This is a genomic window from Burkholderia sp. Ac-20353 (genome assembly GCF_017104785.1).
In the GTDB taxonomy this organism is placed as follows: Bacteria; Pseudomonadota; Gammaproteobacteria; order Burkholderiales; family Burkholderiaceae; genus Burkholderia.
This window is the reverse complement of sequence record NZ_JAAGPL010000005.1, coordinates 106,406-131,640: the sequence shown is the minus strand read 5'-3', so window position 1 is coordinate 131,640 and position 25,235 is coordinate 106,406. Positions and strand designations below refer to the sequence as shown.

Genomic DNA, 25,235 nt, shown 5'->3' with positions numbered 1-25,235 from the left:
ACGACCGGAATGAGCCCAGCAGACCGAGCTTGCTGCTCGGCCAGATATCGCCGCCGCAAGGTGAACAGATGTTCGGCTCGCAAGCTACTGCCGCCATTCCCTCACGAAGCTCCTGGGCGAAATTCGGGTGACCCGTTCGGTGCCCGGCTTCTTCTCTTCAGGCTGTGACAAAGTGGTGCCCATCAGATCGGGAATGATGGGCATCACTTTGCTGCCTCTCTCACCCACCATCTATAACGGCCGATTCGAGCCGCTTAGGTTGAAGTCACCGACTCTGCAATTGCTTCTAGCACAGATGGGTCTTCAATCGTCGTGATGTTTCCTGGTTCCCGGCCCTCGCAAATTGCCTGAATCGTTCGGCGCAGTAACTTACCTGATCGCGTCTTTGGCAGCGCTGGAACGAAAAGAACTCGTGCGGGGCGCGCTATAGCGCCGAGATTGAGCTCGACAAGTTTCAGAATCTCGTGTTTCTGTGCGGACGCACCCTCACTGGTAGCGACAGCACTTCGATCCTTAACAGTTATAAATGCAACAGCCACCTGCCCTTTCAAGGAGTCGGCAACTCCGACAACGGCGACCTCGGCGACGTTCGGATGGCCACAAATACTCTCTTCTATCTCCCGTGTGCCGAGCCGATGGCCGGCTACGTTGATGACATCATCGGCGCGCCCAAGAATGAAGTAATAGCCGTCTTCGTCGCGGACGCCCCAATCGAACGTTGAATAGACATACCGTCCGCGAATCCTGGACCAGTAGGTGTTCACAAAACGCTCATCGTCGCCTGCAATCGTCTGAATGCACCCGGGGGGCAGCGGCCCATCGATGATGAGAATGCCTTTTCGATTTGGGACCGTTATCTCCTCGCCCGTTTCATCGTCGAGCAAGCGTACCGCAAACCCGTACATTGGTCGCCCTGGCGAACCGAATTTACTGTCCGCGCGCTCAACGCCATTCGCGAGTGCAAGGATTGGCCACCCAGACTCGGTCTGCCAATAGTTGTCGATAATTGGCTTACGTAAGGCATCATTTATCCATTTCCCTGTTGGCGCATCGAGAGGTTCACCGGCCAAATACAAGCTTCGCAAGCTGGACAGATCCGCCTCGAAAAGCGCCTCTTTTTCATGTTGCTTCATCACCCGAATGGCTGTCGGTGAGCTAAACATGGTACTCACCTTGTACTTCTCGACAAGCCTCCACCAGATGCCTGGATCCGGACGTGTGGGCAGCCCTTCGTAGAGTAGAGTTGCCATACCCGCGATAAGAGGACCATAAACGATATAGCTGTGGCCGACCACCCAACCGATATCGCTCGTTGCGAAGAACGTTTCCCCAGGAGAGCCGCAAAAAATGTACTTCATGCTGGCTGCGAGCGCGACGGAATATCCGCCAGTGTCCCGTTGAACGGCTTTCGGAGTACCCGTTGTGCCGCTTGTGTACAACGTGTAGCTTGGGGCGCTGGACTCTAACCATTCGCAAGGAACAGTGGCGCCAAGAAATTCCCGCCTCAAGGAGTGGTAAGACTCGTCTCTACCAGCACGCATGGGGGTCGGCGCGAGTCCCCGGTCGACGATGAGGACTTTGGCGGACGGCGTCGACACAAGTCCGAGGGCCTCATCAAGTAACGGCTTATATGGAATGACCTTCCCGGCACGGCATCCCGCATCGGCGCTGATAATCAGTGTTGGCTTGGCGTCTTCGATGCGACTGGCGAGGCTTGAGCTGGCAAATCCACCAAATACAACAGAATGGACGGCGCCGATACGGGCGCAGGCCAACATCGCGAACACAGACTGCGGGATCATGGGCATGTAGATCAAGACCCGGTCACCTCTTTTCACGCCTAGGGACAAGATAATTGCGGCCATTGTCTGCACTTCGGCGTGCAGCTCACTAAAGCTATAAGTTTCTTCCTGTTCTGTCTCTGTAGAGACCCAGATCAGTGCGGTTTGATCTGCGCGATTGGCCAGGTGCCGATCAATAGCGTTGTGGCACAGATTTGTCACTCCTCCGACAAACCATCTCGTGAATGGAGGCGACCCATAGTCGCAAACTCTTTCGAACGGCTTCTTCCAATCGATCAATGAGGCCTGGTCGGCCCAGAAAGCATCTGGTTCTTCGATCGAACGCCGATAGAACTCCGTATAAGTGGTCATCGCAGCATCTCCTCCCGTGTGAAGGCAACAAGCAACTGTTATCTCTATTCCTGAATTCCTTTTCCGACGCCTTCGTCTTTTGATGTTCGTAATTCATCTAGCCGATTCATGGCGTGCTTCCACGCCATGAGGTCCGCAATACGAAGGGATTCAGCTTCGAAACACAGTCGCCACCGGTGCCTCCATCCTCTGTATGGTTTGAATCTTGGCCGGGCTACGCTGAAGGGAACGTATCAGCCGCGCCCGATAAAAAGCTAGAGCCGAGCCGATCAGGTCGTTGCCAAGAAGTATTCGATCTTCGCGGCCACCTCTTCGGGATGCTGCTGATGCGGCCCATGACCCGAACTGGGATAGGCGAGCAACTGTGCGTTGGGCAGTTCGCGATACAGCATCCAGATGTTCTTGAAAGGGAAGAACGGATCTCTGTCGCCGGAGACGATCAGCGTGGGCTGACGAAGGTCTTTCAGCTTCTCATAGTGACCGGTCTTCCCACTCATGAAGTCGCCAATTAGCGACACCATCTTGCCGATGACCACGGGCGTTACCGGAGGTTCCTGGCCAGAAGTCCGGGTTGCTCGACGGTCAAGATAGGCCCGCGTTTCTTCGTCGCGCCCTTCCGCGAAAAACAGATACCGGACATCCTCGAGCGAGTACTCAGGACGAAGCGCAATCTCGAAGACGATATCGGTCGGCGGTGCCGCTTCCGGATTGCCACCTCCGGCCGCGCCGACAATGATCACCTTTCGCACGAGCGTCGGCTCATCGATCGCAATCGCCTGAGCAACGAACCCTCCCATGGAAAAGCCGAGCACATCGATAGTTAAAAAACCTAATTCCTTCGCGAAATCTGCGGCGTTGCGCGCCTTTTCGTCCACACTCGTCGCTGCAGACCCCGACGACGAGCCGACTTCCTGGTCACTGAATAGAATGACGTGGCGGGTCTTGGCCAATGCGTCGACAAAGCCCGGATCCCAGTCGTCGAGCGTGCCCCGGAACCGATGGAGGAACAGAATAGGTGTCTTGTCCGCCGGATTAACGGGTCCGAGTTCCCGATAAGCGTAGCGTACGCCCCTGACGTCCAGGTACTTGGTCGGGGTCGTCGCCGCACGTTCTGCCGTTGTGTCCATAGTTTCTCTCCTTTGTGTACTGGTGGGTAAGTTAATAAATCCAGTTGCCGTCGTCAAGCGATTTGTGTATCATGCAGTAAGAAAATATGGATCCTAAGATGCAATGCTTACGACTGAGAAAAAGAGAGGGCGCGGGCGGCCACGCGCGTTTAATGTCGATACGGCGCTCGATCGCGCCGTCGAGATTTTTTGGAAAAACGGTTATGAAGGCGCCGATCTGGACACGCTCACTGAGGCGATGGGGATCAACCGTCCAAGCCTTTATGCCGCCTATGGCGATAAGCGCGCCCTTTTTTTTAAGGCTGTGGAGCGTTACTATCAAACTTATGCAATGCTCCAGCTTCCCAACGAGACGGACGGGAAACGCTTCGATCCGTCGCTCTTTAGCGAAGCAATTGTTCATCTCTTCTACGATCACGAACGGCCCCGCGGCTGTCTCATCGCATGCGTGCTCTCTGATGAGGCCAATGCTCACGACGACGCAAAAGCAATCCTCAAAGAGCTTATCGAGCGAGAGGAGCGCCGCATCGAGAGATGGGCGCATACCTTCCTTTCGGGCGACTCCGCTGCGGTGAATGCGCGGTGTTGCGCAAATCTGTTGGTCGCAACACTTCATTCGGTCGCTATCAAAGCGAGCGCCGGAATTTCGCGTCAAAAAATCAGTGCCGACCTCGACGCCACGATGTCCATTCTCATGGGAATCCTGAACGCCTGATGTTCAAGGGAAAACCTAATCGACGAAATTGTCCACGTTGAGGGTGCAAAGCCTGTCAACGCTTCACACCGCCTCAACGCGATCAGTGAGCTACGCCGGCGCAACAAATCAGTTTTGGGGTGCCGAAACTCCGCGTGGTTGCATCCTTGGCGAGGCAGCGGTGACCGCAAGCCGCCAATTGCACGTGTGACTGGCGGGTCCATGCGTTCCGTCGAGACAGCGCGAAATGTAAGCGGGGCTTGAGCCTATAGCTGCCGCCCAAACGCCAATGAGTCACCGTCGACTTTGGCCGTTTACTCGCCGACCAACTTGGCTGGACGAGCGGCGGTTGCTCCTGGAAGCGGCCGTTGCAGCGGCGCCGGTCTGAACGGCAGTTGGGGTCCGACAACGGGCTCTGGTTCCTCCGGAAAACGGCTCTTGGCCGGGGAGCCCGTCGCGCATCCAGCGACGGTGGGCGGCCGGTTACAAGTGCACATGCAGACCGCGCCCCTGAGATAAAACCTGCTGTTATCCTGGGGCCCATGATTTCTGCCTAAACTGGCAGATATGGAAACGCGTCACCCTTCACCGTACGGCGTCGCGCCCGCCTCGTCCAACCTGCCAGATGCCGACGCACTGGCCGCGCTGCGGGCATGGTATGCGGGACTGTCCACCCGTCACGCAGTCCGGCGCTACCTTCCTGACACTTCGTGCGGATCCACCTCCGCGCGCGGCACCATCGGACGGATCCGCCGCGAACTGGTGGCCCTTGCGCGGCGTCTCCATCGCGATGATCTGGTGACCCTCCTCAGTCATCGGGCGGACGAGCGGCTCGAGCGCTCCTAGGTCGTTTCGCAGGCCATCGAAACGCTTCGGCGCACGCGTGTGCCCGAGCCCCAGATCGGCGACGAAATCGGGCGATGGCTCCCGACGCGGGTGGTCGCAGCGCTGCACGCGCACGGCATCGCGACGCTGGCCGATCTGACTGTGCGGATTCCGCGCCGGCGCCAGTGGTGGAAAGCCATACCCGGCCTCGGCACGGCTGCGGGGAAGCAGACCGAGGCTTTCTTTGCGGCACATCCGGCGTTGACGGAGCGGGCGCCGGCACTGATTGCGGCTACCGATCGCGGAACAGTCGTCCCGTGGAAGTCGCTGCGGCTGCCGCGCGAAATCGACGGGTCGTCGGGCGAATTCCGTGCGCCGCAACGCACCTGCACGCTCGTCGCGACCGACGACTACCAGGCCGTGCAGGCGTAGCAGTCGCTTCACGAGCCGGAATCGACCCGGCGCGCCTACCGGAAGGAGGCAGAACGCCTGATGCTCAGGGCGATTATCGAACGCAACCGTGCCCTGTCGTCACTCACAACGGAGGACGCGATCGCGTACCGCACCTTCCTGCGCCGGCCTACGCCGCGCAGCCGCTGGGTCGGGGCTGTCCGCGCCCGCACTTCGCCAGAGTGGCGACCGTTCTCGGGTAGCCTGTCCGCCCGCTCGACGGCGTACACGCTGTCGGTGCTGGCGGCGATGTTCCGCTGGCTGATCGCACAGCGCTATCTGCTCGCCAATCCGTTTGCCGGCGTCAAGGTGCGCGGCAGCCGCCGCGCGACCGTACTCGACACGACCCATGTCTTCAGCGACGGCGAATGGATGCTGGTTCGAACTCTTGCCGACGGACTGGAGTGGTCGTATGGATGGGGCGCGCCGGCGGCGCAACGCCTGCGCTTCGTGCTGGACTTTGCCTACGCAACCGGTCTGCGCGTGAGCGAACTGGTCGGCGCCCGTCTCGGCAACATCGGGACCGACACGAGAGGCGATCACTGGGTGAGCCTTTTCAGGAAAGGTCGCAAGCAGGGCAAGGTCGCGTTACCACCGGTCGCCCGCTCCGCGCTGGACAGGTATCTCATTGTACGGGGACTTCCTGTCACACCGGTCCGGTGGCGTCCCGACGTTCCGCTGATCGCCAACCTTGCGCAAGGCAGCGCGGCGGGCATCACCAGTGCACACTTATGGGAGGTGATGCGGCGATTCTTTACGCAAGCCGCCGACCTTGTCGAGGCAGACAACCCGGTGCTCGCCGGAAAGCTCCGGCGAGCCAGCCCGCACTGGATGAGGCACACGCACGCCACCCACGCACTTGAAGGCGGTGTCGCGCTGACTACGGTCCGCGATAACCTTCGCCATGCGTCGATTTCAACGACCTCCATTTACCTCCACAGCGATGAAGCCGAACGCGCACGACAGATCCGGAGCGTCTTCGCGGACCGATAGTAAAAGACGCAGCGGGTTGATCACCAGAAGTGCAGCCTGTAGGACTCCCCGCAAATTGCAATGCGCTCCTCACGCGTCATGGGCTGGTGAGAGGCTGGCGAATACCCCTTGTTTCCAGAGGCCCAGCGGCAATACGCGCATCGATACGGCGCTTCAAGAAGCTGCACGTTGATCACGAATGGTGCTTCGTATCCGCAACGTCGGCACGCAGTCTCCAGCGGCAGATGATGGGCCGGGCAGACATCGACGCAGTTGAACTGATGGATGACGCTGTGGTAGCCGCGCCCCATACAGCGGCGACACCGGCGAAGACGATCGCTGCAACGGCTTCGCTCCGAAGTCTGTATCAGTGATCCATAAAGCGTCCTAGGTGGAAGATCGAATGCATGGCGAAGCCGGCGGACATCGACCACGTCGGCCCGCGGCGCGACGCCCTCATATGGATCGATCTCAGGACCGAGCAGGCGCGCCACGATGTGACCCGCCACCGAATTCGCCCTGGCAAACTTCCAGAAGATCGAAACAAGCGATTCACACGGATCCACCCACCTGTGGCTGAAGACGTAGCCCATCGCCGGCGTCAGTTTATGCTCGTCCATCGTCATGATCGGAAAGTGCGGCGCTGAGCCGCGCTTCCCGTCAGGCGGCGACGAGAACGCGGCCGGTCGCATGACGGGACTGGACATAGCCGCAATGATGCACCGCATGCGCCCACAGCGCAGTGTCCGGCGTGTACTGTAGACCGTCCTCGAGCTCACACTCCTTCAGCACGATTTCGACCGCCCGCGCGAACGACTCCATCGGTATCTCGAGATTGCCGGGCAGGTTTGCGCGGTGATGCGCAGACTCGAACGCGTGCCAGAGGACGCCGGCGTCGCTGACCAGACGGTATCCGGTCTCGAATGCGCGCGGGACGTAAAAGCGCGTAAAGCTCCAGTCACTGCCCTCCGGATAAGCGGTCCTGTCGTAACCGTCGAGGCAGGTGGCCACGTCCTCCGCGTCGCGGATGCCGTAGAAAGACAGCTCATCGACCATCAGTCGCGCGACGATCTGCGTCTTTCCGGCGATCTGCAGGCCGGTCTTCTGCACGAGAAGCTCCTGCTGACCCACCAGGAACGTGAAAAGCTTGATCTGCTGACTGTCCAGTGCATCGTGGACATCGCGCAGCCACTCATATTCGTTCTCGTTGTAGCGTTGCGCCTCGTCGCAAAAAAAGCAGTACGGTTCCGCTGCCGGCGCGGGCGGCCGCCTCGCGTATTCTTAGCGAGAGTCGCATCCGCTTCGACGGGTTCGAACCCGCGTTGGGATCAGGGTCCCCAACGGCCTCGAGCAGGATTGCAAAGAATGGGACTTCGGCATGCCGGGGCTTATGCTCACACTGCGCGTGATAGCTGGTCATCTTCGGATAGTTGCGCGCCAGCAGCAGTCTCACGTACTCGATCGCCCGCGTCTTGCCGATGCGGGATGGCCCGTAGATCAGCGCACCCATGATCCTGTAGTGCGGACACCGGACCACGAGTTCGTAGAAAGCCTGGATCGCCGGGGTCGCAATGCGGTAGTTGCGGGTAGCAAGCGGATGCAGCGATGGATCGATCGGTCTCGGAACGTCAACTAACATGATGCACCTCCAGTTTCTGCTGACGGGTTAGAACACCTGGCCTGAGGCGATCGAGTGCTTGCGCATGCGAACCCCCGTGCGAGGGCTCGGTGCCAGGGCCACGTCCGTGGGCTTTTGAATAACAGATGCAAAAGCGGGTGCCGCAGGCGCCGCCGCAGTGCGCACTGGCCCGGCTGGCGTGCGAACGGTCGGCGCACCTGCCAGTACCCGGACGGTCTGCGCCAGATCATTCGCCGCCCGGCGGCTCTTCTTGGCCTGCGCGAGTTTGGCCTGGACATACGCTTCAATTGGATTCGAGTCGATTCCGGCGCGGGATCGCCGTCTGCCGCGCAACTTGAGGATTTCCTGCCGCAGCTTCAGGTTATGTGGCATCACGCCCCATGCACCTTGCGCATTCAGGACGCCCAGCTCCGTGCCGTCTGGCAGGAACGCCCGCACGCTACGCAGATCGTCCGCGTTCAGGTACAGCAGCAGTTTCCTGCCTATCAACCGGGTGCTGGCAGCCAGGACGTCATTCGTATAGCGAACCCCATACATGTTGATATGCGGTCGCACGCCTTGCGGTAGGTACGCTCGGACGCTGCCGTGGCGCGCGGACTGCATCAGGCACAGCGTGCGACGATGGTGTTCGGCCAGCCATGTCACCATGACCTGTTTGCCCCGAACGAAATACTCCATCGCCTCGAGCGGCGTGACATTGTTCAGGCCGGCATGCGGGATGCCGTGATAGCTTGCGATCGCATATTCAACCAGCTCCTCCAGCTCATCGAGCGACACGTAGAGATGCAGGTTGCCCTTCGGATCAGCCAGTTCACGCCGGAGGTCGCGCGGATGGGAACCCGTATAACCCGGCAACCGCGAAGAAAGCCGGCTCGCGACTGTTCCGAAAAATCGCTCGATGTATGGACGCTCGTCCGGGCTGTACTTCGGCCCCGCATCAACACAACAGCCAACGAACTCACAGAGCGCTGTGAGCCTTTCATTCGCCCGATTCGCCTTCGCGTTGTCGAGCCTGATCCACTCGCACGTCGCCCACGCCAGTTCGTGCAGCGCGTCAAACAAGATGAGAGCAGCGCGTCAATCAGGATGAGAGTACTGGCGTGGCGGCAGCGGTGAAGGGCGTAGCCCGGAACCGCTGCCGCCACGCCGCGCCGAGGAGCCCCCCGTCATTGGAGAGCCTTGTCGGTGGTCGCGGTAGATCGGGTATGAACTGAGTCTTCCATGTCAAGGGAGGCGCAGTGCCCGGACGACACATCAACGACCACCAGATGAGGCTCTACATGAAGTACAGACTCAAGGAAGGACCAGCTCAAGCGGCTGCGCGCGCCGGGTTCAGCGCCGCCACGGGTTATCGCATCGAACAGGACGGGCGACTGCCATCGCAGAAGAAGGCGCCCCGCGAGCGCCGGCGCGCAGATCCGCTGGCTGCGATCTTTGACGCCGAGATCGTCCCGTTGCTGCAGTCCGCGCCGGGTATCCGGCCGGTGGCCGTACTGGACGAGATGCTTCGGCGCCATCCAGACCTCTCGCGCAACGTGCGCCGAACACTGGAGCGACGTATTCGCGACTGGCGCGCACTCCATGGCAAGGAGCGTGACGTCGTGTTCCGTCAGATACACGAGCCCGGTCGCCTCGGCTTGTCCGACTTCACCGAGATGGACAGCCTGGATGTCACCGTGGCCGGTGTCGCGCTGGAACATCGCCTGTATCACTTTCGCCTGGCCTGCTCGGGCTTTGAACACGCTCACGTCATTCTCGGCGGCGAGAGCTATGTCGCGCTGGCCGAAGGGCTCCAGAACGCACTCTGGGCACTCGGTGGCGCGCCGCGCGAGCATCGCAGCGACAGCCTGTCCGCGGCGTTCCGCAACCTCGAGCGTGAAGTGCGCGACGACCTGACCACGCGCTACGAAGCGCTGTGTGTTCATTACGGGATGCAGCCTACGCGCAACAACCGTGGCATCGCCCACGAGAACGGCTCCATCGAGAGCCCCCACGGCCACCTCAAGAGCGCGGTGCGTGATGCGCTGCTCCTGCGCGGCAGTAACGACTTTGCCGAGCTCGGGGCCTATCGCCGTTTCATCGACGAGATCGTCGGTCGCATCAACGCGCGTAATGGCAAGCGCATTGAGGCCGAGCGAGCGCTGCTTCAGTCACTGCCGGCGCAGCGTACGAGCGACTACGAGGAAACGCGCGTGTACGTCAGCTCCACCGGTGGCTTCGTCCTGCGCAAAGTGTTCTATACCGTCCCGTCGCGGCTGATCGGCCATCGCCTGCGTGTGCGGCTGTACGACGACCGGCTGGAGCTGTTCCTGGGCGGCACGGCCCTGATGACGCTGCAGCGCGGCCGGCCGGGTCCCAATGGCAAGCACGGCCACATCATCAACTACCGGCACATCATCCACGCGTTACGCCGCAAGCCCATGGCGCTGCTCAACCTGGTCTACCGCGATCAGGTCTTTCCGCGCGAAGCCTATCGAATGACCTTCGAACGCCTGCGCGAGCAGCTGCCGGAGCGTGCGGCATGCAAGACCATGGTTGAACTGCTCAGCCTGGCCCACGAGCGCAACTGCGAGGCGCAACTGGCACAGGCGCTGCAGCAGTGCCTGGACGATGGACAGTTACCCGATCTGGACGCACTAAATTCGCGTTTCGCACCGAAACCCGCAGCCGTGCCGCAGGTGCACGTCCAACTGGCTTCGTTACGCGACTACGAGGCCCTGCTCGACCTGGCAACGGAGGTGGCAGCATGAGTCATGATTTCGACGCCACCCGCCTGTCGCTGCTGCTGAATGATTTGCGCCTGCCCGCCATCAAGCAGATCTGGTCCAGCTTTGCCGAACGCTCCGATACTGAAGGCTGGCCCGGCGCTCGCCTGCTTATGGCGCTGGCCGAACACGAGATCGCCGAGCGCGATCGACGCCGAATCGAACGTCACCTCAAGGACGCAAAGCTGCTGCCGGGCAAGACGCTGGAGAACTTCGATTTCGACGCGGTACCGATGGTGTCCCGGGCGCACGTCTCAGCGCTTTGCGCTGGCGACGGCTGGTTGCGCAACGGCACCAACCTGATTCTTCTGGGGCCGTCCGGGGGAGGCAAATCGCACTTGTCGTCAGCCATTGGACTGAGCCTGCTGGAGAACGGCTGGAAGGTCCTGTTCGCTCGTACCACCGACCTCGTGCAGCGGTTGCAGGTCGCACGCCGCGAGCTGTCGCTGGAGTCTGCCATCAACCGGCTGGATCGCTTCGATGTCCTGATTTTGGATGACTTTGCATACGTCAGCAAGGATCAGGCCGAGACGTCGGTGCTGTTCGAGCTCATCAGCGCCAGGTATGAGCGCCGTTCTCTTTGCATAACGGCCAACCAGCCATTTGGCGAATGGGACAAGATCTTCCCCGACAGGGCCATGACGGTGGCCGCAGTCGACCGGCTGGTCCATCACTCGACAATCTTCGAGCTGAACGTCGAAAGCTACCGTCGGCGTGCCGCCCTGCAGCGCAAGCAACAGGGACCGGGACGCCCGGCCAGTATAGCGACACCAAAGAACGTCGGCGTGCCGCCGCGACAGGAGGATCAGCAATGACGAACAATTCGCAACTGACGGCCGTAACGCGTGACGACGCATCCGACAGTTCGATGGCGCCGCCCAGCGCGCTCACTGGAGCGCAACGGCAACGTGCATACCGCTTGCGGCGCAAGCGGGCCGTGATTGACGCCATTGGTGAGGAGGCTTTGGCGTCACGCGTTACGTTGCTGGCCCTGCTCAGTGACGGACTGGCCGCGCTGGAAGCCAACTGCACTTCGACGATGCTCGTCGAGATCAAACGCGAGAGCGTAAAGCGCGTGCTCAAAGCCATCGTCACGCGTTACGGCATCGACCTCACCGACTGACGCGCTGTTCTCATCCTGATTGACGCGCGGCATGCTTCACGTGCCGGCGTCAATCAACAAACGCTTGCCAGCGACAATTAAAAACGCGCGTCAATCAATAACCGCTTGTCAGCGACAATCAACATCGGCATCATCAACCTCGCCGCGACATTCTCATCTTGTTTGTCGCGCGTCTCTCATCCAGATTGTCGCGCCACAAGTTCGGGCAAACGATGTGGCGCAAAACCCTCATGCGGACCATAGTCAAGCCCGGGTATCGAAAATGACCGCTTCAAATGCGGCTCAAGCGCCTTCTCTACAGTCTTGATCACGTCGTAACGGCTGTATTCGCTCGCGAGGACGATGTGGTGGCCCAACACCATCCGCGTGCAAACGTCGATGATCACCAGCAGCCATACCCGTTCGATCTCGAATTCGTGCTCGAAGCCCAGCGGATCACGCACGAGCACCTTCAGACGGATGTCGAGCCGATGCCCGTCAAACTCGACAACCTGATACGGCCGCGTCGTGGCTGGAGTCGCATTCTCGTCGTGCCGTGGCAGACCTTTCAGATGCGATGCACCCGCCGAACGCGCAGCGGTCCCGAAACTGCGCAGCATCTCCGCTTTCAGTCTCTGCGATAGCGACCGGATCGCGTTCCCCGCCGTGTTGAAGGGATAGTCCGCCGCCGAGAGTCCAACAGCGCGGCATTGCTGCAAGAACTCGTCGTGCAGCGATCGCAGCCCACGCAGGCGGGTACGAAGGCGGCCGTCCGTACCGACCTGTTGCAGCAGGACACGGCGTTGTTTTACCTGTAACAGCAGCCATGCTGCCAGCGCCGGATATCGCTCGAAGAGCAACGACAAGGCACCCACGGCGCCGCGACTGCCGCGGTCACCGTGAACATTCACGGGACTTGTCCTGACATAGTCCGAGATGCGCACGTGTTTCAAAAGCGCGCGAAACCCGAAGATGCGCCCGTCAGGATGCTGTGCCAATCCCCTCTCAAGCAAGCGATAGAGTTGCCTTCTATTCACGCCTGTCGCCAGCTCGATGTCCCCGATGGACTCTCCTCGCGCATAACGCTCGACGGCACTCACACGAAGCTGGAAAGCGCGACGCTCTTCGTCGCCAAATTCCGTATAGGCGACGCTGGGCCATGCCGCAACGTCCAGAGCCTGAAAATCAGTGCGCCGCCGGTTCATGCCACATCTCCAACTGCGACAAACACCGTGAGCAGCGACAATTCGTGCGTGCGTAGTTCCGGTGCCCGCACACGGCCGGCATGCAGCAAGCCGAAAACTGCGGCACGTACGAGAACTGGATCTCCAGTCGTGAACTCGCGCTCAATCGAAAGTAGCCGATGCGGACGAGCAACAAACCGCTCAATCGCGCTGCTGAGCGACGGAGGTATGAGGCCACGCGTGGTGATGAGGGAAGAGAGCATACGCTTCCAGTTCGCGATCCACGTACGAGAGGCAGCGATTTCAGACGACTGAACCGCCCTGACCGTCAGCCCCGCATGCTCGAGGAGCGCGTCAGGTTTTGCAGATGGCTCGGATGCCAAATCGAATAGGATAACTAATTCATGACGATCAAAGTAACGCACCCAAAAATCCGCGAGATAGCGTTTCCCTTCAGATTGGATAAAACCCGGTCGCTCACAGAACGCGGTGACCGCTGGATCTGCCTCACGGATTGCCGCTGTGCACCGCAAGGAACCTCGGAGGGACCGCCCTATAATGTTGCACAGGCATACGTTCTGATCGCGCAGGATCTCCGAGATGGAGGCCACAGAGCGCCTCGCTTTGAAGATGCGGTACGACGGCACCGTATGCTTGCAGCGATCGAGGAATCCGCCCGCACCGGCGAGCGGCAGCATCTTTCGTAACTGACGCAAATGACCTGACGAAGAGAATAAATGGCGTAGTCGACTTTGTGAGAGGTCGCGCCCAGCCTCGGCACGCAATTGTAGGACGGCTCGTTCTTGAAGGTACCCTGGTTTTATTCTGCAATCCTAACGATAACAAGCAATACGACGTCGCTGCAGAGACTGGCGCAAACTTAATGCAAGTGTCAATTCGCATATCGCGAGAGCGTGCAAAAACTGGGGAGACATATCTCGTCAGAATGTCGATGCGACAGGGCCAGGCGCCAAACCCCAAGATTTTTACAATTCCTGTCGTTTCTTGTAGTTAATCGTCTCGAATAGCGGAACCAAGCGACCTCAACAGCGAGCGAAGAAAGCGCCATACGGTGGCAACTCGATGCCATCCACACGCCGCTGCCCTTGGAAACCGTGACCGTCCAGCGGTTCGAACCTGGCGATGTCCGGCGGCGTCACCACGATCGTTTCGCCGGACAGGTTGAAGATCGCGAGAATCGCGTCGTCGCCATACTCGCGAACGAATCCGATGGAATCGCCCGGTGTCTCGACGAAACGGATCGCTCCTCGGCTCAGGGCGGGATGTGTGCGCCGCCATGCGATGAAGCGGCGGCAAGCATTGAGCGCGGAATCTGCGTCGGCGTCCTGGACGTCGACGGCATCCGCCCGGTGCGCGTTGGCCAACGGCAACCACGGCCGGTGCGTCGAGAAGCCGGCGTGCTCGGCAAGCGAATTCCACGGAATCGGCGTACGGCATCCATCGCGCCCTCTGCCCTCCGGCCAGAACGCAATACCGCTTGGATCCTGCAGGTCTTCGAATGCAATGTCGGCCTCGGCAAGACCCAGCTCCTCGCCCTGATAAACGCATACGCTGCCGCGCAACGACAACAGCAACGCCATGATCAATTTCGTGAAGGCCTTCGGCGCATGTGCGCCGCCCCAACGGGTCGCGACCCTCGGCACATCGTGGTTGCCTGTCGACCAGCACGGCCAGCCGTCGCCAATGCAGCCCTCGAGCGTCTCGAGCGTCCGTCGGATGGCCGCCACGCTGAATTCGTCGGTCAGCAAACCGAAGCTGTACGTTTCGTGAAGACGATCCCGCCCCTTCGTGTACTCCGCCATCAGACTCAACGGCTCGGCGTGGCCGATCTCTCCGAGTAATACCACGCCTGGGTATCGATCTGCCAGCGTCCGCAGTTCCTTGAGAAACTCAATATTCTCCGGCCGGTTCTTGTCGTACAGGTGCCTCTGCCGATCGTATGGATTGACGGACGGCGTACCATGAGCGCGCTGCGCCCCGCCATCCAATGCCGGGTTGTTTCGCAATCCCGGATCATGCAAATAGAAATTCGTCGCGTCGAGCCGGCAGCCGTCCACGCCGCGATCGAGCCAGAAGCGGACCTCGTCGAGAATCTGGCGCCGGACATCCGGACGATGAAGATTCAAGTCCGGCTGACTGCTCAGGAAATTGTGCAGGTAGTATTGCCTGCGGCGCGTATCCCATTGCCAGGCCGGACCGCCGAATACTGACAGCCAGTTGTTCGGCGGCGTTCCGTCGGCCTGCGCATCGGCCCACACGTACCAATCAGCCTTCGCATTCGTGCGGTCCGCCCGACTCGCCAGAAACCACGGGTGCTGGTCCGACGTGTGGCTGAGCACCTGGTCGATGAGCACCTTGATGCCCAGCGCATGCGCGCGGGACACGAGTGCATCGAAGTCGTCGAGCGTTCCGAAAATCGGATCGACATCTCGGTAGTCGGACACGTCATATCCGAAATCCTTCATCGGAGAACGGAAAAACGGGGAAATCCAGATCGCGTCGACGCCGAGGCGTGCAACGTAATCGAGCTTCCCGGTGATTCCCTTGAGGTCGCCGATACCGTCGCCGTTCGAATCGGCAAAGCTGCGCGGGTAGATCTGATAGACCACGCTGCCTCGCCACCAATCGCGAGCCTCCTGTGACGGTGCGTCAAGCGCCACGATGCCCTGCTTCATCCATGAACCTCGTTCGTTTCGGTCGTCGCAGCGACGCGTGTCGTGGCCCTGGCAAAAAACATCCCGGGTCTTTTGACGGCTTCCCTCAACAAAGTATGTCTTTTCCGTCAGCCAGCGACAGGCCGATTTTCAGCGGTTCGAGGTCTCGGGAGCGGCGTTCAACTCGGCAGATTTCGAAAGACCCGGTTTCGCCATAGCCTGTGGTGGCGTCAATGCGGATTGTGACCTTCACTTCCACCTCCTGCGGTGGTGACTGCCGAAAGCCTAGGCGCCCTACGTTGAATACCCAAGGCTTCTAACGCTCCCTTCAATTCGGTCTTTTACACTTGACATTGCCGAGTGTCTGCCGGGATGTTCACCTCGCTCCCGCAGTATTTCGTTGGTGCGATGTCACGCGCCCCCAGCATTTCAGACCTTGTTGCCTGAAGGGTTCTGGTTTATCGTTTTAATCACTACATTTTACGTATTGAATAAAACATTCTAACCAATAGCTCCGCTCCCCTCTCTCGAAACCAGGATTGACAGTGCAGATACATGTACGCAGGCTCATAACTGCGTGAAACATTGAGGTTAAATGCGCGGCGAATCCCCTGAAATGCCTTATCCAGCTTGGCCCTCATAGGATTCTCTGTTCCGCCCCGGGTTGTTCCACGGCGGCGAAGCGTCGTGCGATAACTCGTGTACAAGATCAGACTCCGACGGGTCCTCAAGACCGTTGGTCGCGCCTTCCTGACCCTGCGTAGGGAGATTTGCGAGGCCTGCTGCGTGTTGAGGGGTAGATAACGGACTTGTTTCCCAGCTACCGAGCCACTCATACTTCACTCTACGCAAGCCTGCTCTTGTAAGGCAGCACAAACGGTCACACCAAAAGCCATGGCGATTGTCGGCCGCGACATGTTCAGCCCCCTTAAATCGGATACCTCGAGGCGTCGCAACGCGCTGTTCGGACACATCCGGCGGATTCGTAGTGCACCGGTTCGGCCAAGAAAGTCTTCACGCAGAAATGCGGACATGCCGGCCGGCGCACCAGTCTGCAGACATCGTTTTGTGTCGTGTGTGTCGTGCGGCGCCGAAAGGCGCAAAGCGTGGGACGTACGGGCAGGACTGTTAGTTGCGCATTGATGCACGAGTGTCATGGGAAGGCCTCCAGATCGCGCCGGTTGCGCTGGCACTCCGGTCCGCGCGCAGCCTGCCAGCTCTCCTTAGTCTCGTTTGCCCACAGCACCGGACTGTCAGCGCCTGCAACGTCAGCGCGGTGGCCACCCAGTGACTCAATCACGCGCCCTTCCCTACGTCATAGGTTTCGGGAGTGCTCTGAATTTTGCGGGTCTCGACTCGCTCGACACCACGTCAATCAATGTGACCGCGGAGATTCGCTGGCAGGTCTGCAAGGCCCAGACATTCCTGCGAGAGTCAGCCAGCTGAGACAGCTTTGGCTCTCGCGCCACGAAGTATGTCGGCGGCCGCCCTGCTATATCAGCGAGTGGCGCGATAATTTTAAAATAGCTATATTCAGACTAATAAATATCTCGCAATCGGCGGGGCACCGTCGAGCCAGTGTGATCGCTCCCTGTCACGGAGATTCCATGTGGAAATTTTGGTTGATCACGACAGTCATCAAACCCGTCCCCGCGGTAAGACTTTCGGTCCGACAGATAAGATCCTGCAGATCAATTCATGATGCTTTCAATCTTGCATACTCGCGATTGATAAGCATCGCGCGTTTCTGAGAGCAACGAAAATACTTCCGGATAGAGGCCACCGTGGCGCGAACCTCGCCCAACTCTATTCCAGCGTGTAAGCGCGTCAGATCGGCCGTCACATCCTCTGTCTGCAATGCGGCCGTAGCATCGCGATCATCGCCCGCGGGTAACGATGGCGCCTGCCGAACGATATCGTTACTCGCTTCGTTACTCCATCGCGCCTGAGTAACCGCGACTGGCGTTACTCTGTCGTTACTCACGGGGGCGTGAACCGACAGAGTAGCAGGCTGAGTAACTCCGTCGCGACTGGCATTGCTAGTGCCGTAACGCTTCCCTTCGAGAGAATTGATGGGTTCCTCGCTTACTGCTTGCGGCCTCATTGCAACACCGACGTCGTTTTGGACAGGCTGACCAAGATCCGGATCAGCCAGCGCAATTGTCCATGACAAGCTCCCAATTCCCTCGACAATCAGTCCCAACGCAACCGCCAGACAAAGGTTGATGGCGCCGACGTCCGCGCCGACCAGACTTGCTATGCGTATCGTCACTGGGTCAGCCGCAGCAGCGGTGCGATTGGCGCTTATCTCTGCTTGCTCCGCTGCTAGGGCATCCGCAAGGCGTTGTCCACGCTCAGACTGAGCCAACTCGACATCCAGCGCAACCAGGCGTGCCGAAGCCACGACCCGCCGGTAACGCAAGCGGTCGCAACTCTCGCGGCAGTGCAGTGAATCAATCCATGCCAATTCCCGCTGCACCAACGCCTTATCACTGGCGATTTTCGTCGGATCTCGACCTTGCGCCTGGGTTGACCGAGCGCCAGCCGGATCTTTGATCGTCGACGCACGGAGTTGTCCCGCATGGTCCTGAGCAAGGAGAAAGAAGGTGGCGTGGCCGTACGCCGTCGCAGCTAGGCAGAACACCCAGAAAAATAGCGAAGCGCCTTTGGCGAATCGACCGAGAGGCTTCGACATCGCTGGCAATAGATGCGCACCGAGAAGAAGTACAGCGCCGGCCAGCACCCATGCGGCCTTTTCGAAGATCGTTCCACCTCGATAGACGGCCGCAATAGTACTGACGACAATCGACGTAAATGTAGCCGCAACCGCAACGAAATAGGCGACGGTTCGGCGTCGTCCTGCTGCAGCAATGCTGGCGCCGTGGCGGGTGTCGAAATGGGTTAGGGTGAGTGCGTTCAAGGTCAGATGCTCATCATTGTTTTACATGCATTCCAGAGCGGGAGACGTTCAGAGTCGCCGAGCCGAATTCGTCGCGAGTGAGGCACCGCAACCTCCCGATTACCGCAACCCACCAAACAAGTGAATCAAGCTCTCGCGCAGCAGACCGAACTAGCGCAATCCATCAGTCAACATGTGGAGCGAGAACATAGCGGAACGGCGACCACATCGAGCAACGCGGTGGCGCGATCAGGCTACGCTAACGCGCCGACCACTGAGGCCATGACCCGCCGCCACAACCCGAGGTGGCGAACCTCTTCCTGGACCGGGAGAAAGGCATGCGCTCTCAAAGCCGAGAAGCCGTAGCGATGTTTCCACGTGGAAACCCAGCCCAAAACCGAACGAATCGGCGCCCGAAATACGACAACGAACCCTCATTAAGTGTGACCAGGAAACCCCTAACCAACCAGAGGTCCGTAATGTTTCCACGTGGAAACTCACACAATGATCGAAAGCACCGACACCCTCAGCCATCGAGGCACATACCTTGACATCGACCGAAAACACCCTTCCAACCAAACTCACGAGAGGTTTCCACGTGGAAACCAACCCACGGATTGACCGGCTCTGCGCAGATAAAATTTCGCCCATACCACCTCAGTTTTAATATATGCGGCCAAACCGTACAGCGAACCGCACCGGCAATCTCACTACAAGCCACCCCGCAGAGAATTCCCAAAAACACGCACCCAAGAGATCGAATCTGGAACATAGAACTACGAGAAACCTACGGCGCCCGATTACACGCTCGACTCCCAGTCACAAAAATTCCGAAACCTTGAACTTCCCGCGAGATCAATAACGTCACCGGACACGACCATCAGCATTCGGTTTCCACGTGGAAACCTGGCCACTTCAGAGTGAGTCTGATGCGAACAATCGAGGCGCCATTTGCTCAATCGGTTCGTGGGCAGAGTTCTATATCACGGCGAGCCAAGATTCCAGTGCCACGAAGATTTCACGAAGAACTACAAATGTTGTTGTTATTGTAACAAACACGCCAGATTTTTTTATTGCGTTTTTTGCCGAAATAATTTATTTTTGGCGATCATCTTTGAAAGAGAGAACGACATGGGAATAGTCATAGCCGTTGCCAACCAGAAGGGCGGGAGCGGGAAAACCACGATCACCCTCAACCTGGCAGGCGCGTATTGCGACGACGCCCCAGACCTGCGAGTCCTCGTGATCGACGCCGACTCCCAGAGTTCAGCCGTTCGTGCTACCGGTGCCGGTGATGTGCCGTATCCCTTCACCGTAGTGAACATGGCTGCGGCAGGATCGAATCTCAGCCGCGAGATCAAGCGGATGGCACAGGACTATGACCTTGTCCTCGTTGACTGTCCGCCCAGCGTTCACGACAAGAACACCGAGATTGCAATCGGCGCGTCAGACTTCGTGCTTGTTCCCATGGATGCCTCGGCTCTCGACGCGTGGAGCACGATCGGCATGCTGCAGCTGGTCCGCCGAACGATCGGTAGCGACCCGAAGGGATGCGGCATCGTGTTCAACCGCGTGAATACCAAAACCACCGGGTATGCGGAAGTCCGCGCCGCAATGGGTGAGGACAACCCGTACCCGATTCTCGAAAGTACGATCGCCCTGCGCGAGATCTACAAAACTTCGATCGGAATGGGTGCGACGGTGTTCTCCGTAAAGGGGCAACGAACTGCCAAGCAAGCCAAAGAGGAGATCATGGCCGTCGCAAGGGAAATTCTCGGTATCAAGGGCCTGCTGGAGGCGTGAAATGTCGAACAAGGATCAAGCTAAACCGAAGCAGGGACTCTTGGGTGCCTCCATTCGCAAGGGCATTGCCAACGAGAAAGCTGATGTGGACGGGCGCCTCGATGCGACCGGCGTGACCTCCGTCGAGGATCGGGCCGCTGCGCCTACCGGCGCAGCAATGTCGGGGGATCCGCTCGCGAGCACGTATGGAAGCCGAACTAACGCGTCGGCCGTATTGCCTCGCGTGCGGGTTCTGTTGAATGAACTCGTCTCGAACCCGTTCAATCCGCGTGAGTTCTACAGTCCGATCGCAATCGATGACCTAGCTGTCCGAATGAGGCGGGAAGGGCAGCATGTCGCGATCACCGTCACACGCAATCATCGGTTTCCCGGGAAGTACGTGATTGTCGATGGCGAATTCCGCTTCCGTGCAAAGAAGAGTCTTGGCGAGCAGTCGATCGATGCAGAGATCGTCCCTGATCTGTCCGACAAAGATCTCTATCTCATGGCCAGCAGCATCAACAAGAATCGAACCAAACAAACCGTGTTCGATGATGCCGTGGCATGGGAACGCCTTCTTGCACAAGAGGTCTTCGAAAATCAGGATGCCCTTGCGGAACACCTCAGTATCAACAAGTCCCTGGTTTCGAAAACGCTACTTATCGGCAAACTGCCGAAGAACTTTCTTCAACAGCTAGCGAGTGCGGAAGAGGTTGGCCTCGCCCATGCCTACAACATCAAACTCATCCTCGATCGTGCCGACCGCGCCACCGCCGAATCCATCCTCGAGCGTGTGCTCGCCGGGGAATACTCGGTGCGTCGACTCGAAGAGTATGTGAAAAAGCTCGATGGCACTTCACCCCCGCGCGCCGCAAAGACGCACTATAGCGGCAACGTTCCTTTCAAAACGGCAAGCGGCCGGGACATCGGTGCACTCAAGCGTTATCGCGATGGACGTACCGAACTGAAACTGACGAGTCTCAACGAAGATCAGCAGACCATCCTCGTCGCACAATTGGAGAAAGTCGTACGCGACTTCGTCGCAACACACCTCGCTGATGAGCGAGCAGGGGAGAGCGCCTAACGGAACAATGTCCTTCAGGCACACGATTCGTGCGTTTGTGCCTACAGACACAAGGCTGGCCAGCTAAGAACTGGCCCCTTCCCTTCATGGCAACACGACAGTTCGCGCAATTCGCATTTTGCAAAGCGAACAAATCGCCCGCTAGTCGCGTTCCGGTAAACGGCTTACGCGATTGGCTTGCCGCCCTGAAGCACAAAGGTCAAGAGGTCAGCGTCCGTGGGCTCTCCCCAAACAGCAGTAGCAAGCCACCCGAAGAAAGCCGCCTCGGCCGATTTCTTCACCTTCTTGGAAGCTGACAGCCTGAGAACCTCTGATGGCTGTTGCTCGTTGTACTGCGATACATACTTCGCCTGCTCCGTGGCATCCAATTCGTTGAAAAAACCGCGAATCTGCTCAGTCCGGTGAGCCGCATACTGAGCGTGCAGTTTGATCTTCAACTCATCGCCTGACTCGACCGGTGCTTTCGGTGGCTTTTCCGCGGGGGTCGACGTATTGGCCACTTCCCAGCCACCCTCAACAGCCTTTCGGAAATATGCTCCAACTTGAGCGACAGGCTCGACGCCAGTTTTCTTAAGGCGTTGCTCCGTGTAATCAATCGCTTTACGAATCGCATCGTTACCATGTGTCGATGCTAGCTTGCGTGCCTCGGCCAGAGGAATTCCAAGCTTCGTCATGCCGCCGACGAGATCCAGATCCTCCTCCTGCGTGATCTCGGGCTTGCGCTTTGGAGTGATCGAAAACTGGACAGCCGCAACCGCGCGGCCATTCTTAAATTCGGCCATCTCAATTTCGTGGTCAGAGACCTCGTTGATCTCGATGAGCGCTGGCTGAAGGACACGACTCTTGAAAATCTTGTACTGCGAGTACGAGCCTTCTCGCCAGTCGAGGCCCAAAAGCAGATCCCTAATCGTTTCGACGCTCATTTTAGGGGTCCGGCCTACCCCTTCGTAGCGAACCACGTTTTCCCAAAGCGTTAGGGCATGTCCCCGCTTAAACGACCTTGCGATCCGCATGTCGATACGCGCATAGGTCTGCGGGTTCATCAACAGCTCGCGCATGTTGTCCGAGAACTGGTACTTCAGTGTCGAGCCCGACATCTTTGCACCGGCAATCAAACCGCTCGCATTCCACTCAGGCTTCCCGGACAGGTGGTCCCAGTTGACCACAAAGCCAACTAACGAGTTGACCGTCGCTTTAACGTAGTCTCGGTTCTTTGTATTCAGGCCGACGTCCTCGATCAGATCCAAGATCTGGTATTCGAACCATACACGTTCACCCTGCTTGTTTTGCTCGATGGCGTTCTTGATCAGGGCGTTGAACATCTTGCCTTGTTGCAGCGAAATTGCTCCGGCCTGCGGCGCGACATGTACCGCGGGGACCGCCTTCCTAAAAGGCTCCGGTAGATCTGTCAGCGGGAACAGCGCGATCTGACCCGGGTCTGTGGGAAGGGTGATTTTTTTTTTGGGCACGTCAAGTCCGGAGCGCAGATGAACGAAAGGTAACAATACCCTGTTCCGCATTCACCTTCAAGCGCCTAGGAGATGCGCTTCCGCAAGTACACCAGAACCATAGGAATGCACCATTCTCAAAAAGTCACTGGCTTCCGTGCTGAAGCCAATCGAAATTCATTTAATAATCAAAGATCTACATGAGAGTTAGCGCACACTCACTTAAGCTCAAAGAACCATGGGCGTTGACCTTAAATCGCGAAAGGCCCTCAAAATCACGCAGCATTCGCTTGGCTTCTGAACCATAGACATGCACCTTAGCCCCGCTTTTGGTCGCTCAGCTCTACAAGCCCCGGCCCAGGAGCCATGAACCGCCTCCGTTCCTAGAGCCTGATAGACGTGTTCTTCGTTGGGTACCATAGACATGAACCCACCCATCTAACATGAGAACAAAAAATATTTAAAATCATAGACTTATTAAAACATCTTCTAGTGGATCATCAGAAGTTCTTGGAACCATAGACGTCTACCAATCATCGCTCGACGAGGGTCAGCGCTGACGCCATTGCCCGGACGGACCATAGGGATGGACCTCTGGCCCATATCCATTCACCTCTGGAACCATAGGTATGACCTGTCGAAACCATATCCATAGACCAGAAGAACCACAGGAATGCACCAAAGGAACCATAAAGATAGACCCGACCCTCTTGAAAGCCTTGTCAGATAAGGATTTCACTCCGCGTAAACGTAGTTAAAGGGTTGAAAGTGTTTATCGAAAACACGTAAACGCCCGAGTGCTCTCAGATACAGAACCAGAGGCTTTCACCCATGGTGCCTAAGCTGATGCACAGGACCATAGACGTTCACCCATAATTCCTAGCCGATATGCGGAACCATACGTATTCACCCATGGCGGCTAACGGATGTGTAGGACCATAGGCGTTCACCTACGGTACCTAGTTGATATACGGAACCATAGGCGTTCACCATGATTCCTAGCCGATATGCGGAACCATACGCGTTCACCCACGATGCCTAGCTGATGTGCGGAACCATAGACGTTCACCAATAGAGCCTGGCTTTTTATCCAGAACCATAGGCATGCACTCGTGAAAGCCAACGCACATGCGGCCACATGGTTGGCAACTTGGGTTGCCCGAACGTGCATCCCTATTTAGCCGTTCGCATCGTGAGCACCACAAGCTCCGGTCCGCAGTTCGGCCGCATTCCGACAATTGACATCTCATCGCCCTGAAGGCCGAGGATTCCGACGGTACCCGGTCGAGATGGCCCGGCTCACTTCGGATTGGAAAGGACTTTCCCCAACCATCGTGGCATAGCGATATGCCACGATGGTTGGTGCTGGCCTTCCGGAACATCGCCTGCTGGCGTCGTTGCATGAACTGATCGTATCGATCAGACATGGTCAAGGACGCCTGCGGGGGTTCGCGTCCTCTTTGCCGCCTGGAGGCCGGGCCTTGCCCACTTCCCGGTCAAAACTTGCGTCGCAGAAGTGCACCTCACCGCTGCCTCCTACGTCGATCGGGTGGGAAGCGAAGGATCATTTCCAACGATGCTTCTACACTCGGAAGGTGGGTGATGAGGTCTTCAATGCGAGGAGACTTGATCTTCAGAAAGGAGCCACTGCGGCTAACCGTGATGGACACTAATCGCTCGCTAGCAAGCGGATGCCGCCCCGACGCAATAAAAGAGAGTACGTCTGCGGTCGACATTCTTTGCCCGCCATACAGCCACGATGCTCGTAGGCGAGCGACATCAGCCCCTACGGCACGAATTACCTTCTCGAGTGCAGACGCGACCCGGAAAGAGATACGGTTTTTGCCGCCAACAGCTTCAATGACTTCGTCAGGGAGCTTGGATGCGCGTAGCGCCTTGGAAACATGATCTTTGGACATACCGATGGCCTGCGCGATTGCCGCCTGATTCGTCCACAAGCGGCTATCCAAGGCTCTTTTGTAAAAGTTGCCTAGATCGATGACGGATGCCGCGGATTTGCGAAGTCGCGCGTGCTCTTCGATGAGTTGGGTTTGTGGATCTTTGGCTTCGAACTTCATCGGTGGACCGCTCATTTCTTGATAGGAAACAAAGCAAGGGGACGTGTGAGTACATGGAGGTCGCTCAACCGGGTGAGCCCCTCGCGTTGCTAACTCGTTGATCTGCTGGAAAGTTGGTTGGTGTTTTTCCGTCTTACGCGTTAGACGAATTCCAATGCTAGCGAGGCGACGCGAACGGGTGGCATGGAATGAGGGGGATTTTTATGGCTCTTTCAGGGAGATCCTTCTCAACCGGTTGAACTCCACCGGCGAATCGATGACGCCGTCACGGCGTTTCCGTACCTGTGCGCCACTCAACGAGCAGCTTGCACAGTCCGACATAACCGAGCCTCTTCTCGTTGCGCTCGTAACACTGCTT

General features: G+C 58.3%; 15 protein-coding genes and 4 pseudogenes. 7 read left to right on the top strand and 12 right to left on the bottom strand.

Features of this window, described 5'->3' with window-relative positions; translation table 11 throughout:
- Nucleotides 1-254: 254 nt before the first annotated feature.
- Complete coding sequence (locus tag G3N94_RS02335) at nucleotides 255-2,153, bottom strand: propionate--CoA ligase (protein WP_205790463.1); 1,899 nt, start codon at nucleotides 2,151-2,153, stop codon at nucleotides 255-257.
- Nucleotides 2,154-2,422: 269 nt separating this feature from the next.
- On the bottom strand, nucleotides 2,423-3,280 hold the full coding sequence (locus G3N94_RS02330) for an alpha/beta hydrolase (RefSeq protein ID WP_205790462.1): 858 nt from the start codon (nucleotides 3,278-3,280) through the stop codon (nucleotides 2,423-2,425).
- A 103-nt stretch (nucleotides 3,281-3,383) separates the two neighbouring features.
- Here G3N94_RS02330 and G3N94_RS02325 point away from each other — a divergent pair, with 103 nt between their 5' ends.
- The gene (locus G3N94_RS02325; protein ID WP_205790461.1) at nucleotides 3,384-3,995 is read left to right on the top strand and encodes a TetR/AcrR family transcriptional regulator; all 612 of its coding nucleotides are present in this window, start codon (nucleotides 3,384-3,386) and stop codon (nucleotides 3,993-3,995) included.
- 546 nt (nucleotides 3,996-4,541) lie between these two features.
- Nucleotides 4,542-6,242: pseudogene (locus G3N94_RS02320) on the top strand (site-specific integrase).
- A gap of 20 nt (nucleotides 6,243-6,262) precedes the next feature.
- Here G3N94_RS02320 and G3N94_RS02315 read toward each other — a convergent pair.
- From G3N94_RS02315 to G3N94_RS02305, 3 genes and pseudogenes are all read right to left on the bottom strand, one after another.
- A complete protein-coding gene (locus G3N94_RS02315) occupies nucleotides 6,263-6,841 on the bottom strand; it encodes a TniQ family protein (protein ID WP_241021514.1) in 579 nt (192 codons plus the stop codon).
- Nucleotides 6,842-6,881: 40 nt separating this feature from the next.
- Nucleotides 6,882-7,860, bottom strand: a pseudogene (locus G3N94_RS02310) (ATP-binding protein).
- Nucleotides 7,861-7,887: 27 nt separating this feature from the next.
- A pseudogene (locus G3N94_RS02305) lies at nucleotides 7,888-8,910 on the bottom strand (integrase); the annotation flags it as partial.
- A 218-nt stretch (nucleotides 8,911-9,128) separates the two neighbouring features.
- Here G3N94_RS02305 and istA point away from each other — a divergent pair.
- The 3 genes from istA to G3N94_RS02290 are packed head-to-tail and all read left to right on the top strand — an operon-like array spanning nucleotide 9,129 to nucleotide 11,748.
- Nucleotides 9,129-10,610 (top strand): IS21 family transposase, encoded by a 1,482-nt coding sequence (gene istA, locus G3N94_RS02300; RefSeq protein WP_241021513.1) that lies wholly within the window; start codon nucleotides 9,129-9,131, stop codon nucleotides 10,608-10,610.
- Nucleotides 10,607-11,440 carry an IS21-like element helper ATPase IstB gene (gene istB / locus G3N94_RS02295; protein ID WP_205790458.1) on the top strand — a complete coding sequence of 278 codons (834 nt, stop codon included), beginning with the start codon at nucleotides 10,607-10,609 and terminating at the stop codon, nucleotides 11,438-11,440. Before istA ends, istB begins: the two co-directional genes overlap by 4 nt.
- Entirely contained in the window at nucleotides 11,437-11,748 is a 312-nt protein-coding gene (locus tag G3N94_RS02290; RefSeq protein ID WP_205790457.1) for a hypothetical protein, read from the top strand. The genes istB and G3N94_RS02290 overlap by 4 nt, the downstream gene beginning before the upstream one ends.
- 197 nt (nucleotides 11,749-11,945) lie before the next feature.
- Here the strand turns inward: G3N94_RS02290 and G3N94_RS02285 are convergent.
- The 5 genes and pseudogenes from G3N94_RS02285 to G3N94_RS02265 all read right to left on the bottom strand — a co-directional run.
- Nucleotides 11,946-12,932: pseudogene (locus tag G3N94_RS02285) on the bottom strand (integrase); the annotation flags it as partial.
- Nucleotides 12,929-13,609: a hypothetical protein gene (locus tag G3N94_RS02280; RefSeq protein WP_241021512.1), complete on the bottom strand. Its 681-nt coding sequence runs from the start codon at nucleotides 13,607-13,609 to the stop codon at nucleotides 12,929-12,931. The gene G3N94_RS02280 and the pseudogene G3N94_RS02285, both read right to left, overlap by 4 nt.
- 345 nt (nucleotides 13,610-13,954) lie before the next feature.
- Nucleotides 13,955-15,607, bottom strand: a complete 1,653-nt coding sequence (locus tag G3N94_RS02275) for an alpha-glucosidase (RefSeq protein WP_205790456.1) — start codon at nucleotides 15,605-15,607, stop codon at nucleotides 13,955-13,957.
- Nucleotides 15,608-15,692: 85 nt separating this feature from the next.
- Nucleotides 15,693-15,839 carry a hypothetical protein gene (locus G3N94_RS02270; protein ID WP_205790455.1) on the bottom strand — a complete coding sequence of 49 codons (147 nt, stop codon included), beginning with the start codon at nucleotides 15,837-15,839 and terminating at the stop codon, nucleotides 15,693-15,695.
- Nucleotides 15,840-17,282: 1,443 nt separating this feature from the next.
- Nucleotides 17,283-18,506: a hypothetical protein gene (locus G3N94_RS02265; RefSeq protein WP_205790454.1), complete on the bottom strand. Its 1,224-nt coding sequence runs from the start codon at nucleotides 18,504-18,506 to the stop codon at nucleotides 17,283-17,285.
- Between the two features lie 1,080 nt (nucleotides 18,507-19,586).
- Between G3N94_RS02265 and G3N94_RS02260 the strand changes: the two genes are divergently transcribed.
- Together G3N94_RS02260 and G3N94_RS02255 are read left to right on the top strand one after the other, a co-directional pair.
- Nucleotides 19,587-20,288, top strand: coding sequence for a ParA family protein (locus G3N94_RS02260; RefSeq protein ID WP_241021511.1), 702 nt, complete (start codon nucleotides 19,587-19,589; stop codon nucleotides 20,286-20,288).
- Between the two features lies 1 nt (nucleotide 20,289).
- A complete protein-coding gene (locus tag G3N94_RS02255) occupies nucleotides 20,290-21,351 on the top strand; it encodes a ParB/RepB/Spo0J family partition protein (protein WP_205790453.1) in 1,062 nt (353 codons plus the stop codon).
- 164 nt (nucleotides 21,352-21,515) lie between these two features.
- Here the strand turns inward: G3N94_RS02255 and G3N94_RS02250 are convergent, their stop codons facing one another.
- Nucleotides 21,516-22,856 (bottom strand): replication initiation protein, encoded by a 1,341-nt coding sequence (locus G3N94_RS02250; RefSeq protein ID WP_241021510.1) that lies wholly within the window; start codon nucleotides 22,854-22,856, stop codon nucleotides 21,516-21,518.
- A 1,466-nt stretch (nucleotides 22,857-24,322) separates the two neighbouring features.
- A complete protein-coding gene (locus G3N94_RS02245; protein WP_205790451.1) occupies nucleotides 24,323-24,877 on the bottom strand; it encodes a hypothetical protein in 555 nt (184 codons plus the stop codon).
- Nucleotides 24,878-25,235 lie beyond the last annotated feature (358 nt).